General features: G+C 67.6%; 9 protein-coding genes and 1 pseudogene. All 10 read right to left on the minus strand.

Annotation, left to right across the window (positions count from 1 at the left end; genetic code table 11):
* Positions 1–174: 174 nt before the first annotated feature.
* Complete coding sequence (locus tag AC5ZH6_RS01400; RefSeq protein ID WP_026920417.1) at positions 175–2,019, minus strand: putative nucleotidyltransferase substrate binding domain-containing protein; 1,845 nt, start codon at positions 2,017–2,019, stop codon at positions 175–177.
* 3 nt (positions 2,020–2,022) lie between these two features.
* Positions 2,023–3,588, minus strand: coding sequence for a GMC family oxidoreductase (locus AC5ZH6_RS01405; protein ID WP_006369095.1), 1,566 nt, complete (start codon positions 3,586–3,588; stop codon positions 2,023–2,025).
* Between the two features lie 64 nt (positions 3,589–3,652).
* Positions 3,653–5,220, minus strand: a pseudogene (locus AC5ZH6_RS01410) (APC family permease).
* Positions 5,217–6,725, minus strand: a complete 1,509-nt coding sequence (locus AC5ZH6_RS01415) for an aldehyde dehydrogenase family protein (RefSeq protein WP_196813469.1) — start codon at positions 6,723–6,725, stop codon at positions 5,217–5,219. The pseudogene AC5ZH6_RS01410 and the gene AC5ZH6_RS01415 overlap by 4 nt, the downstream one beginning before the upstream one ends.
* A 376-nt stretch (positions 6,726–7,101) precedes the next feature.
* Complete coding sequence (locus tag AC5ZH6_RS01420) at positions 7,102–7,920, minus strand: anti-sigma factor (protein ID WP_014358384.1); 819 nt, start codon at positions 7,918–7,920, stop codon at positions 7,102–7,104.
* Positions 7,913–8,485 (minus strand): sigma-70 family RNA polymerase sigma factor, encoded by a 573-nt coding sequence (locus AC5ZH6_RS01425; protein ID WP_006369103.1) that lies wholly within the window; start codon positions 8,483–8,485, stop codon positions 7,913–7,915. Before AC5ZH6_RS01425 ends, AC5ZH6_RS01420 begins: the two co-directional genes overlap by 8 nt.
* Before the next feature lie 260 nt (positions 8,486–8,745).
* The gene (locus AC5ZH6_RS01430) at positions 8,746–9,603 is read right to left on the minus strand and encodes a DUF1295 domain-containing protein (protein WP_014358386.1); all 858 of its coding nucleotides are present in this window, start codon (positions 9,601–9,603) and stop codon (positions 8,746–8,748) included.
* Positions 9,600–10,931 carry a class I SAM-dependent methyltransferase gene (locus AC5ZH6_RS01435; RefSeq protein ID WP_020172738.1) on the minus strand — a complete coding sequence of 444 codons (1,332 nt, stop codon included), beginning with the start codon at positions 10,929–10,931 and terminating at the stop codon, positions 9,600–9,602. Before AC5ZH6_RS01435 ends, AC5ZH6_RS01430 begins: the two co-directional genes overlap by 4 nt.
* Positions 10,928–11,719: a DUF1365 domain-containing protein gene (locus tag AC5ZH6_RS01440; protein ID WP_020172737.1), complete on the minus strand. Its 792-nt coding sequence runs from the start codon at positions 11,717–11,719 to the stop codon at positions 10,928–10,930. The genes AC5ZH6_RS01435 and AC5ZH6_RS01440 overlap by 4 nt, the downstream gene beginning before the upstream one ends.
* Entirely contained in the window at positions 11,716–13,086 is a 1,371-nt protein-coding gene (locus AC5ZH6_RS01445) for an NAD(P)/FAD-dependent oxidoreductase (RefSeq protein WP_020172736.1), read from the minus strand. The genes AC5ZH6_RS01440 and AC5ZH6_RS01445 overlap by 4 nt, the downstream gene beginning before the upstream one ends.
* Between the last annotated feature and the right edge of the window lie 32 nt (positions 13,087–13,118).

Genomic DNA, 13,118 nt, shown 5'->3' on the forward strand with positions numbered 1-13,118 from the left:
GTCTCGACCATCGGGGGAAAGACTATCGAGCACAGGGGTCTCGACCATCGGGGGGAAAGGCTATCGAGCGGGGGGAAAGGCTACCGAGCATCGGGAGAGGGGTTGTCGAGCATCGGGGAACGGCTCTCGCGGATCGGGGGGAGAGTGCTCGACAGTTGGAGCGGGAGTAGCAAGTCAGTTGAGGGGCACCGTGATCCGGGTGCGGACCCGGCGCTGGATGTCGCTGATCTCGCGAACGCCTTCGCTGAGCATGCTGCGTTCCAAGGGGCTGAGATCGCTGAGGACGATGACGTCGCCGGGAGTGTGGCCGGCGCGGAGCTGGGTGATCTGGTGACGAAGCCGCAGGCGTTGGGTCATGGCGAAAACCTCATGCAGCAGTGAGGCTTCGGCGGAGGTGAGTGCGCCGACGTCGACGGCGCTGTGCAGGCGCGCAGGGGTGGGAGCCGAGGTGATCCCCGCAGTCAGGCCGGCCCAGCGTGCGAGGTTCACGATGGGTGCGATGACGTGCGCCTTCAGGTCAACGGTCCCGCCGCGACGGGACAGGACGTCACGCAGGCTCCGTACGCGCGGCCGCAGCGACAGCGCGTTGAGCAGTTGCAGGCGTAGGGCTTCGGGATGGTCGGCCGGCATCGACGAGAACGCCGAGGGTGCGGTGTGCAGGCTCTCGGGGCCGAGGATGACGCGGCCGTCGATGAGCAGCGACGACATGATGAGCCCGTGATCGGCGAGTGGTGCTGACAACCATCGTCGTGCTGCGAGCAACCAATCGTCGCAGGAGCGGGAGAAACTCGGCGAGAAGGCCACGGCACCATTGGTGTCGGCGGGCAGACCGCAGTCGTCGAGGATCGTGTGTGTGCGGCGGGCCAGCGCACGGAACTCGTCCGCCGAACGGTCGCCGTCGTCGATCCAGCTGAGAGCCGAGTCGACGTCGGAGGACGGCATCGCCTCCCGCCGCGCCACGCTACCCAGGGTGATCCAGGCGAAGCCCGACAAGTCGGGGTGATCCTCTAGCGCGAGTTCGACGGCACGGCGGGCAGTGGTGTCGATGATCAACGACAGCACACCGCACGTGGATTCCGCATCGAGGCCCGCGCTCACGAGGTCATCGGCCAAACGTGGCATGGCCTGGGTTGCCGATGCGAGTGCGGCGGCGTCGGTGGCATGAGCGATCCGTCGCTGCAGTGAGCCGCCACGGCTCGCGGCGACCAGCAGATCGGTCTCCTCCAATACCCCGATGGCGCGGCCACGGGGAGAACACACCGGCATGTGACGAACGCCGGCCTCCAACATCTCCAGCCAGGTGGTGATCGCGTAGCGTCCGGCGTCGACGGAGCGCGCCGGTGCGGTCATCACCTCGGCGACCGGCACATCCGGTGACCGTCCGGCACCGACGACGCGGTGGGTGACGTCGCTCTCGGTGACGATTCCCAGTGTGCCGTCGGGCAACTCGATGAGCGCACACGATTGGCCGGCTGCACCCATCGCACGCACCGCCTCGACGACGGGGGTGTGGGGAGTGACGAACACCGGAGCGTCACGGATCAACGACGACACCCGCGTCGTCGACGACCAGCCCGCGGTGGGTGCGGGTCGGGCGGAGATGGACTGCCAGGCCGACTCGGCGAGGAAGGTCAGTCCCGACCTTCTGCCGAGCACGGCCCGCACCTCGTCGGCAGGCAATGCGATCGCCGACGCCGGCTCGGCAGCACGCGCGACGAACCGTGCCTCACTGCCGATGATGAGTGGTATGTAGCCGAACAATGCTCCAGGGCCCAGGGTTTCGAACACCTCCGGGCGATCGAGTTCTGCCCCAGGAGCCGTCAGCTCTACCCGTCCGGCGCGCACCATGAACACCGCATCCGCGGAGCCGTGACCGTATTCGGCGATGACCTCCCCGGCGCGAAATCGACGGACGCTCGCGCCCGCGGCGATCCGGGCCAGCTCATCGTCGGCCAGTTCCTGGAAAGGTGAATGGGCTCCCAGGAATTCGACGGTGTCGGAGTCCTCGGCCCCGGCCATCACTCAGGTACCGGACCGGATCAGGTCGGCGCACTTCTCGGCCATCGTCATCACCGTGATGTTGGGGTTGACGATCGGCAGGTTGGGCATCGCCGAGGCGTCCACGACCCGTAAACCGGTGACACCCTTGACCTTCAGGGTCGGATCGAGCACCGCCATCGGGTCGTCGGCGGCACCCATTCGCGCAGTGGCGGCCGGGTGGTAGACGGTGTTGTGGGTCTTGTGGAAGTAATCGATGATCTCGTCGTCGGAGGTGACGTCGGGGCCCGGGGCGAGTTCGCGGGCCACCCATTCCCGCAGCGGTGACTGCTCGGCGATGCGGCGGGCGAGCTTGACGCCGGCGAGCATGACGCGCTCGTCGTGGCCGTCGGGATCGGTGAAGTAACGCGGGTCGACCTTGGGCCGGTCCCGGAAATCCCGTGACCGCAGACGAACGGTCCCGCGTGATCGGCCCTGGGTGACGTTGGGGGTCAAGCAGAATCCGTTCTCGGTGGTCGGATAGCCCCAGCGCAGGGTGTTCATGTCGAAGGGCACACTGCCGTAGTGCATCATCAGATCCGAATGGTCCAATCCCTCCTGGGTGGTGGTGAACAATCCGATCTCCCACCACTGGGTGGAGTCGGTGACCATCGGGCGAGAGGCCTCCCAGAACACCAGTCCCTCGACGTGGTCGTCGAGGTTCTCGCCGACCCCGGGGGAGTCGACGCGAACGGTCACGCCCATCTCGCGCAGATGCTCGGCCGGGCCGATCCCGCTGAGCATCAACAGTTTCGGAGTGTCAATGGCACCGGCGGTGACGATCACCTCGCGGTCGGCCGTCACTTCGTCGTATCCGGTGAGGTCGGGTCGTTGGAATCGCACACCGGTGGCGCGCAGCGAGTCGTCGATCAGGATCTCGCTGATCCAGCTGTCGGTGAGCACGGTGAGGTTGGGGCGGGTGCCGAGAATGGGATGCAGGTAGGCGTGTGAGGTCGACATGCGCTCGCCGGCTTCGTTCGCGTTGATCTGAAACCATCCGGCGCCGTTGAGATGCCACTGGTCGCGATTGAACTGCACGGTGGGTAGACCGACCTTCGCGGCGGCGTCGAGGACAGCCTGGCCGCACGGATCGACCGGCGGGACATCGCGCAATCGGACCGGTCCGTCGTGACCGTGCGGATAGCCCTGGTAGTCGCCGTCGGCGACGTTGTTCTCGACGCGGGAGACGTAGGGCAGCACGTCGTCCGGTCCCCAGCCGGTCGCGCCGGCCGCCTCCCAGTCACGCAACCCCTGGGCCAACGGCCAGAACGCGATACACGAGTTGTGCGAGGAACACCCGCCGAGCACCTTGGCGCGGGCGTGCCGCATGAAGCTGTTCCCGCGTTCCTGTGGTTCGACCGGATAATCCCAGTCGTACCCGGAGTCGAGCAGGTGCATCCACTCCTTGAGTACCAGGATGTTGGGATCGTCGACGTCGCTGGGCCCGGCCTCGATCAGGCAGACCGTGACGGCCGGATCCTCGGAAAGGCGTGCGGCGAGCACACATCCGGCGGTCCCGCCACCGGCGATGACGTAGTCATAAGAGGTCATGAGCGTGCTCAGATCCTTTCGGGGGTGATATGACGAGGCGGGATACGACCGGCAGAACAGTCGCTCACAGTCCGCCGCCGATCTCGTCGGCGGTGGGCAGCCTTGTTGCGGTGGAATGGGATTCGAGTACACCGATGTGGCGACGGCCGACGGTGAGGTACCAGACGAAACCGACGCCGAAGATGATGCCGATGTAGACGAAGGCGCCCCAGGTGTTGTACCAGGGTTCGCCATAGATCTCCGAGCGTGGCCACGCCAGGTTGAGTGCCATGCCCACACCCCAGACCACGGCGACGATGTTCACCAGCAGGCCCCACCGGCCCATGGTGAAGTATCCGCCCTCGGCGAGGTCCTTCGGCGGCCACTCCCCGCGAAACCGCTTGGCCAGCAACGGCCCGGTGACGAGGAGATAGGCCAGGTAGATCATGATGATCGCGATGGAGGTCAGCACGGTGAAGATCTTGGGCTGACCGACGTTGATGACGAGAATGAGGACGGCGACGATCCCGATGACCAGCGACGGGATCACCGGAGTTTGCCGGACGGGATCCACCTTGGCGAGTTTCTCGCCGAAGGGCAGGGCATTGTCGCGGGCCATCGCGAACATCAGCCGAATGGCCGCGGTGTGCACCGCCAATGAGCAGACGAAGACCGCGACGACGATCGCGACGAGGAAGACCTTGCTCGCTGGCCCCCACATCACCTGCTCGACGATGTACTGCAGGCCGCCGGACGCGTCACCGAGTTTCGGATCGGACAGGTTCGGCGCGGCCATGATCGCGAATACCAGGATGGCACCACCGATGACGAACGAGGCGAGAATGGCGCGCAGGATCGCCTTGGGTGCGGTTCGGCGGGGTTCGACGGTCTCCTCACCGAGCGAACTCGCGGTGTCGAATCCGTACATCACGTACCCGGAGGCCAGCGACGCGACCAGGAACGCACCGAGATAGCCGCTGCTCTCGCCTGCGCCGTAGCCGTTGGTGGAGAAGAAGATCTGCGGACCACGAGTGATGTTGCAGGCCAGAATGATCGCGATCAACACCGCGGCGATCAGCTCGACGAATACACCGACGGAGTTGATCAATGACATCAGTCGTACGCTCCAGGCGTTGATGGCCGTGGTCAGTGCGATGAGGATCGCGCCGAGAATGACCGCATTGACCGCGTAGTCCGTGGCATCGTCACCGCTGCCGTAGATCTGGAAGCCGCTCCACAGTCGAGGCAGATTGAGTTGCATCGCAAGGGCGACCGCCGCGAGGGTGACCACCGATGCGGTGAACATCAACCAGCCCGCCGACCATCCGACGCGTTGGCTGCCGAGTCGCTTGGCCCAGTTGTAGACCGATCCGGCCACCGGATACTTCGCGGCGAGCTCCATGAAACACAGTGCGACGCAGAGCTGTCCGACGAAAACCATCGGCCACGACCACAGATAGGCCGGTCCGGCGTTGCCGAAACCGACGTAGAACAGCTGGAAGGGCCGGTGAGGATCGAGATGTAACTGACGCCCGCGGCGAAGCTGGCGAACTTGCCGATGGAGCGGTCGAGGGACTCCTTGTAGCCGAAGTCGGACAGGCCGTACGATTCGTCCGCCGAATCCTTCGGCGCACCAGTGGGAGCTGTACTCATTGATCGTCCTTCTGTTGATCATCCTCGTGCGGAGTGAACCACTGCGACGCCGACGGCGCGGTGTTGTGCCAGATATGTTTGGTCTCTTGGTATTCCGCGAGACCGGTGGGGCCGAGTTCACGTCCGTTGCCGGACTTCCCGAATCCGCCCCATTCGGCTGCCGGGGTGTAGTAGCCGAAGTCGTTGAGCCACACCGTCCCATGGCGCAGCGCGCGCACCATGCGTTCGCCCAGCGCGGCGTCGGAGGTGCGCACCCCGGCCGCCAGCCCGTAATCGGTGTCGTTGCCGAGGGTGAGTGCCTGCTCCTCGGTGGTGAATCGCTCGACGGTCAGGATCGGCCCGAAGGTCTCGTCGCGGACCACCGACATCGTGCGATCGCAGTGGTCGAAGATGGTGGGCGCGAACCAGTATCCGCCGGGTGCGAGTCCCTCACGCTCGGGATGTCCACCGCCGCAGCGCAACTGTGCGCCCTCGGCGATGGCCGACGCGACGTGGGCGTTCATCTTGTCCAGCTGGGTCTGTGACACCAGGGGACCGGTCTTGGCGGCCGGGTCGAGCCCGTTGCCCATGACGATCTGGTCGGCCCGGGCGACGAGGGCGTCGACGAAGTCGTCGGCGATCGATTCGTGGACGATGAGGCGCGTTCCTGACGAACAGACCTGGCCCGAGTGCAGGAACACCCCGGCGAGTACCTGTTCGACCGACGAGTCCCAGTCGGCGTCGGCGAAGACGATGTGCGGGTTCTTTCCGCCGAGTTCGACGGCGACCTTGGTGACGTGACGCGCGGCGGTCTCGGAGATGATCCGCCCGGTGGCGAGCCCGCCGGTGAACGAGATGAAATCGACCTCGTCGGTGTCGGTGAGTGCGGCACCCAGCGACGAACCGGCTCCCTGAACGAGATTCAGCACACCTGCAGGCACACCGGCCTCCTCGCACAACCGGACGAACGCGATGGTGCTCAGCGGGGTGACCTCGCTGGGCTTGGCGACCATTGTGCAACCGGCGGCCAACGCAGGGGCGATCTTCCACGAGATCTGCAGAAGTGGATAGTTCCACGGTGCGATCAGCACACAGACCCCGATCGGTTCGCGCACCACCCGACTGATCACCCCGGGCACCCCGGTGTCGACGGCCCGATCGGCCTCGGTCTCCACCAGACTTGCGTAATAGCGGAAAACCGACTCGACGTCGTCGATGTCGATCTCGCTCTCGGCCAGTGTTTTTCCGGTGTCGAGGGTCTCGATGCGGGCGAGTTCGGCCTTGTCCCGGACGAGGAGATCGGCGATGCGGCGTAGCAGTGCGGCGCGTTCGGCGACCGGGGTGGCCGGCCACCGGCCGTCGTCGAAGGTGGTGCGGGCGGCCGCGATCGCCGCGGTCACGTCCTCGGGGGTGGCCTCGTCGACCCGGATGAAGCTCTCACCGAGCGCGGGGTCGATGATCTCGCGGGTACCGCCGTCGGCGGCGTGATGCCACCGCCCGGCGGTGAACAGTTGGGCCTCGCCCAGAAGCGGTGATGAAAAGGTGTCCGACGAGACGGATTGATCGGTGGTGCTCACGTGAAGTGGCCTCTCCGCGTTGGTGGATGGTGTTCTCACGACTGATGACGAAGACGGGGGTGACGAAAGACGGGATGAACATGACGAGACTGCGAACACGAACGAGTGCGTGGGACGCGCCCACGGTGGCGGTCAGGGCTCGCACGGGCGCGTGGACGTGCGCGAGCCCCTACGGACGGCGGGTCACAGTGTTGCTCTGTGCGCAACTCTGCGCACCTGTTGCAACAAGTGTTGTGCCAGCCCGGTGTTCTGTCAATAGGTGAGGAACCCATGGCTGCGCCGGCTCCCGTCACCGAGAGGACGTGAGCCGGTCTGGGCGCCATGATCAGCGCAGCGGGAGCTCGGCGACGATCGAACCGGGAGACGTTGCGCCGGCGGCGGGTTCGACACTGAAGCCCAGCGCCGTCGCGTCGCCGATATGGGGGATGACCGCAGTCGTCGAGGGTGCGACGTCCTTGTCGGTCATCGTGCCGGCCAGGGTGGCGCCCTGCGGGCCGAGTAGCCACATTTGATAGACGGTGCCGGGCTGAGGTGGTGGCACGTCGTTCATCACGAGGACCGCCGCGTCGGCGCGCTCGGAGTAGGTCACCGACGCCCGACCGGTGGCCACCGACCCGGAGCTCGTCCGAACGTCCTTGGCGCTGAACACCTTGGCGGCGGTGGGCTGTTCGGTGGTGGTCTTGCTCGACAGTCCACTGCCGATCGCCCACCCGATGGCCCCGACCGCGACGGCGACCACCGCGGCAGCGGCGAGATAGGCAATCCGACGTCCGGTCCGGGTGACGTCGGGAGCGGCCGCGGCACCGCCCGACGCGACGGACTCCGGGGCATCCGAGCGTGCGGGGTCGTCGGTCGATCGCGGGCGGATCTCGCGGACACCGGCGGTGGTCGGGTGGGCGGCCTCGCGGGCCTCGGCCGTGGCCGCAGCCAACAGTCGGTCACGCAGCTCGGCGGGCGGGGTCATGGCGGTCGACGCGCTGACCGCGGCCATCGTCTCCCGGGTCGCGGCCACGAGCGCGTCGAACTCCGCGCGCACCGCGTCGTCGGCCTGCGCACGCCGGCGTCGGACCGAGTCCAGTTCTGCCGGCGACAGGGCATCGAGTCCCATCAGCGGCGCCATCGCGAGCAACTCGTCGTCAGACATCCCGATCCCCCAGGCATTCCCGCAGACGCGCCAAACCGTCCCGGATGCGCGACTTGATCGTCGGCAGTGCGACCGAGAGCTGCTCGGCGACCTCCCGGTACGTCAGCCCGCGGTAATAGGCCAGCGACACCGACTCGCGTTGGATGTCGGTGAGACTGCCCAGGCAGTTGATGACGCGTTCACGTGCCTCGCGGACCTCGACGGCGTCGGCGACCTGATCGAAGCTGATCGTCGCCGTGGCCTGGCTGTAGGTGGTCTCCCGCCGATCGCCGGCGACCTCGGAGCGCACCCGGTCGACCGCGCGTCGGTGCGCCAGGGTGATCAACCAGCTCAGCGCCGACCCGGCCGCCGGATCGAACTTGTCGGCCGACCGCCACACCTGCAGGAACACCTCCTGCGTGGTCTCCTCGCTGTATCCCGGATCGCGCAGAACGCGAAGGACCATGCCGTACACGCGATCCCCGGTCCGGTCATAGAACTCGGCGAAGGCCGCCGAGTCGCCGTCGGCGATCCGCGCCAGCAGATCCGGCAGTGCCGCGTCCTCGCGGCCGTCGGTTGCCGTCACCTCGACGCCTCTGATCTCATCGCCGATCACCCTAACCCGCGGCAGGGGGCCACTCAACGATTCGGGTGTCCGGCTCGCCCGGAGATCTCCCGGTGCGGTCGCCGACGGGCCGAGCAACGGTGACACCGGGCGGCCGTCCGGCTGTGTCATCGGGCGGCCTGCCGGCCGGGTCATCGGGAGGCCTGCCGGCCGGGTCATCGGGAGGCCTGCCGGCTGTGTCATCGTGCGGCCTGACGGCCGGGCCACCGCCAACCCGGCGGTCATGGCGTGGCGCGGGAGTCGGCCGTTGGCGTCGACGAGGGCGGCAGCGGGAAGAAGTACGAGGTGCGTTGCTGGTACTCGGGATAGCCGGGTCGCGTGCTCATCGACTTCTCCAGCAACCGGGCGCCGGTGGCGAATACGAGGAAGTAGGTCATCACCACCGGTGACAGGACGGTGAGCACGCCGGGACACGGGACGAGCGTGGGACCGGTGGTCATCGCCCCCGATGTCGCCGCCAGCAGCCAGATGCCCCACCACACCGACGCGTCGCCGAAGTAGTTGGGGTGACGCGTCCACGCCCAGAGTCCGCGATCCATGATCGCGCCCTTGTTGGCGGGGTCGGCCTTGAAGGCGCGCAGTTGCGCATCGCCGATCGCCTCGAAGCACAGCCCGAGCGTGAACAGCGCGATGCCGAGGCCGCCGACGATCCATGCGAGTGCGGGGGTGGGGCCGGCGACCGCCGACACCTGGATCGGCAGCGACACGAACCACTGCGCGGCCCCCTGCGTCGCGAAGATCTTGCGCGCGACGACCGCGAAACCGTTGCCACCCGAGCGTTCCAGCATCTCGGTGTAGCGCGGGTCCTCGCCCTTGCCCTTCGATTTGCCGACCATGTGCCAGGCCAGTCTCAGCCCCCACACGCTCACGCCGAGCGCCAGCAGCCAGCGGCGCGTGGGGTCACCGCCGCCGAGGATCAGCGACAACCAGGCGACGGCGACGAATCCGAGGCCCCACGTGACGTCGACGACGTTGAAACGCCCGATCCGATAGCCGATCGCGAAGGTGACCGCCTGCATCACCGCGAGCAGGACCAGCGACGACAGCGTCAGGACGAGAAATCCCGACCAACCGGTCATGGCCGCTCCCGGGGAGCCGTGCCGGCCGAGCTGCGGGTGAACAACAACTGGTGGACGTCGAGGTACCCCGCCCGGAATCCGGCCTCGGAGTAGGCGAGATAGAACTGCCACATCCGCATGAAGGTGGCGTCGAAGCCGAGGTCGGCGATCCGGCGCCGACGGGAATCGAAGCGTTCGCGCCAGAGCCGCAGCGTTTCGGCGTAGTGCGCGCCCATCGACAGCGAGTCGGTCAGCCGCAGCGTCGTGTGCTTGTCGGTGACGGCGCGCAGCGCGGGCAGCGAGGTGAGCTGACCGCCGGGGAAGATGTACTTGTGCACCCAGGTGTAGGTGTGGCGGGAGGCGCGCATGCGATCGTGCGGCATGGTGATGGCCTGGATCGCGACCTTCCCGCCGGGCGCGAGGACGCGGTCGATGGTGGAGAAGTATGTCGGCCAATACTTTTCACCGACGGCCTCGATCATCTCGACCGACACGACGGCGTCGTAGGTGCCGTCGACCTCGCGGTAGTCGAGGAGATCGATCTGCACCTTGTCGGCGAAGCCGGCGTCGGCGACGCGACGCAACGCCAGCTCGCGCTGCTCGGAGGACAGGGTGACCGAACGGACCGTGGCCCCCCGGGCCGCGGCGCGCAGGCACAGTTCGCCCCAGCCCGTTCCGATCTCGAGTAGGCGCGTGCCCTCCCCGACACCGGCGAGATCGAGCAGCCGGTCCACCTTGCGGCGCTGGGCATCGGCGAGATCATCCCAAAGTGGATGCAGCACGGCATGTTCGGCCGAGACCCCGGGGTCGGCGAACAGTGCGCTCGAATACGTCATCGTCTCGTCGAGGAAGGTGGCGAACAACTCGTTGGACAGGTCGTAGTGGCGCGAGATGTTGGAGCGGGTGTTGGCCGTCGTGTTCTCTTCGTCCTCGGGATGTTTCGGCAGCACCACCCGGCGCAGCGCCTGTAGGGGTCGGGGGACCAGCCGCGCGACCCGAGAGGCGAACGGGGTGAGGACGCCGACGAGGTCATCGGTGCTCCAGTCGCCGGCCATGAAGGACTCGCCGAATCCGATCAACCCGTGAGACCCGACCCGGCGCGCGAAGTCGGTGGGGCGCCGAATGATCATGCGCGGCTGCACATCGTCGGTGCGACGGCCGCCGCGGGTGCCGTCCGGATACTCGATGCGCACGTCGAGCCCGGCGGTGGCGTGCCGGAACAGCCAGGACGCCGCGGCGCCGCGGACCCGCGCGGATCGGCCGGTGGGGATCGCGGCGGCGTCGGGCCAGCGTCCGGCGTCGGGTGGGGTGACCTCGGAGTCGTCGGGCCGATGGATGTGGGTGCTCATCGGTGTCCTTTCGTCGCGGTGGAGGCGAGAGTGGAATGAACGGGATGATCGGGGCGCGGTTGGACGGGAAGTCGGCGAGCCCATAATCCGATGCCCTGCAGCCGGATTCGGGCGGAGACGACGAGCGGGGCGAGCGGCGTGTGCAGTTGGGCTCCGACGATCGCGCGGGTGGTCGCCGGGCGGGCATGTCCGGTCAGGGCGGCGACGAAGGGTTCGGCTCCCGGACGGTCGAGGATGATCGAGACCGCTACGCGGCCTTGGCCATCCGGCTCGGGGACGCGTAGCCGATAGCGACCGGAGACGTCGTGGAACGGTGAGACGTAGAACTCCTTGTCCACCTCCGCACGGCCGTCGGCGTCGGGCGTCACGATGTAGCAGTGGCGCTCGCCATAGGTGTTGTGCACCTCGGCCACCACATGCGCGAGGGTGCCGTCGGCGTGGTGGCACCAGAAAACACTGAGCGGATTGAACGTGTATCCGGCGACGCGAGGTGAGAGCAGGGCGCACACCGGGCCGTCGGCGGGTGTGACGCCCGCGCCGCGCAGATGGTTGTCGAGTCGCTGCCGCAGCGACTGCCCGGGCCGCATCGGCTCCGGGAAATGGTCGGCGGAACGGACGTCGGCGGCCAGGCGCAGCAGACCACGGAACCGGGGTGGTTCGTCGACGTCGATGAGCCACGAACTGCTGCGGTAGGTGAACGTATGGCGCAGCGGTGAGCGCCGGGTGTGGGTGATGCGCGTGGCGACGACGGCCGGCAACGGGGTCGCGGTGGATGCCGGGCGGGTCATGTCGGATCATCCTGGAGAGCAACGGATTGCGCGGCCATTCGGTGTAGGGAGCCGGCCGTCCGGCGGGCGGCGCGCTCGCCGGACGCCGCGCCGTCCTCGTGGAATCCCCACCCGTGGTAGGCGCCGGCGAACACGATGCGGTCGCTCTCGATGTCCGGGAGGAGTGCTTGTGCAGCAACCGATTCGGTGGTGTAGATCGGGTGCTCGTAGGTCATCTCGGCGAGAATCGTCGAGTCGTCGACGAGGTCGGTGCGGCCGAGGGTGACGAGCATGCGGGGGTCGGCGGTGGGTAGCCGCATCAGACGGGTCATGTCATAGGTGACGGCGACGCCGGAACCATCGAGCGCGTCGGTCGGTGCGTGGTCGGCGCGGATCTGGTAATTCCACGACGCCCAGGCCCGGCGGGCGCGCGGCAGCAACGAGATATCGGTGTGTAGGACAGCGGGTTTCGCGCAGTAGGAGATGGCGCCGAGGACCCGTCGCTGTGCGGCGGTCGGGTGGTCGAGAGCGGTGAGGGCCTGGTGCGGATGGGTCGCGAGGACGACGGCGTCGAACCGCTCGGTGGGATGACCGTCGGCGGTGACCGCGACCGCGGTACCGAGATCCTCGACCGAGCGCACCGGCGCGCCGAGGTGGATGCGACCGCGATGGGCACGCAGGTGGTCGGCGACGGCGTCGACGTAGGTGATCGAACCGCCGACGACGGTCCGCCACGTGGGTGACCCGAACACCGACAGCATTCCGTGGTGGGACAGGAAGGTGAACAAGTAGCGCGCCGGATAAGCCTGCGCGGTGCGCGCATCACACGACCACACCGCGGCGATCAGCGGGAGCAGGAAGTTGTCGACGAAGTAGTCCGACAGCTTCTCGCGGGCGACGAACTCGGTGATCGGCTCGTCGGAGTCAGGGGTGTCGAGGACCTTGCGCGCCGCGCGATGGAAACGCACGACCTCGCCGAGCATCCACAGATAGCGGCCCCGGGTGAGGGTGCGCGCGGTCGGGATGAGCCCCGAGAGACCCAGGGCTCCCGCGTATTCCAGACCGGTGCGTTCGGAGTGCACCGACATCGACATGTCGGTCTCCTGGGTCGGCACCGCGAGCTCGTCGAAGAGCCGCAGCAGAGTGGGATAGGTGCGGTCGTTGTGGACGATGAACCCGGAGTCGACGGCCATGGTGCCGCCGACCCCGGGCGGCGTGATCGAGTGCGTGTGGGCGTGACCACCCAGACGGTGATCGGCCTCGTACAGGGTGACGTCGGCGTCGGCGGAGAGTCGGTAGGCGGCAACCAGACCCGCGACGCCACTGCCCACCACCGCGACTCGGTGGCGACGGCCGGTGTGGGGTACCGGTGGACCCGAGGTTGTCATGCCCGAAGTTCGGACTCGACGGCCGTTCGGAT

Source organism: Gordonia sp. YC-XJ4, from assembly GCF_059511865.1.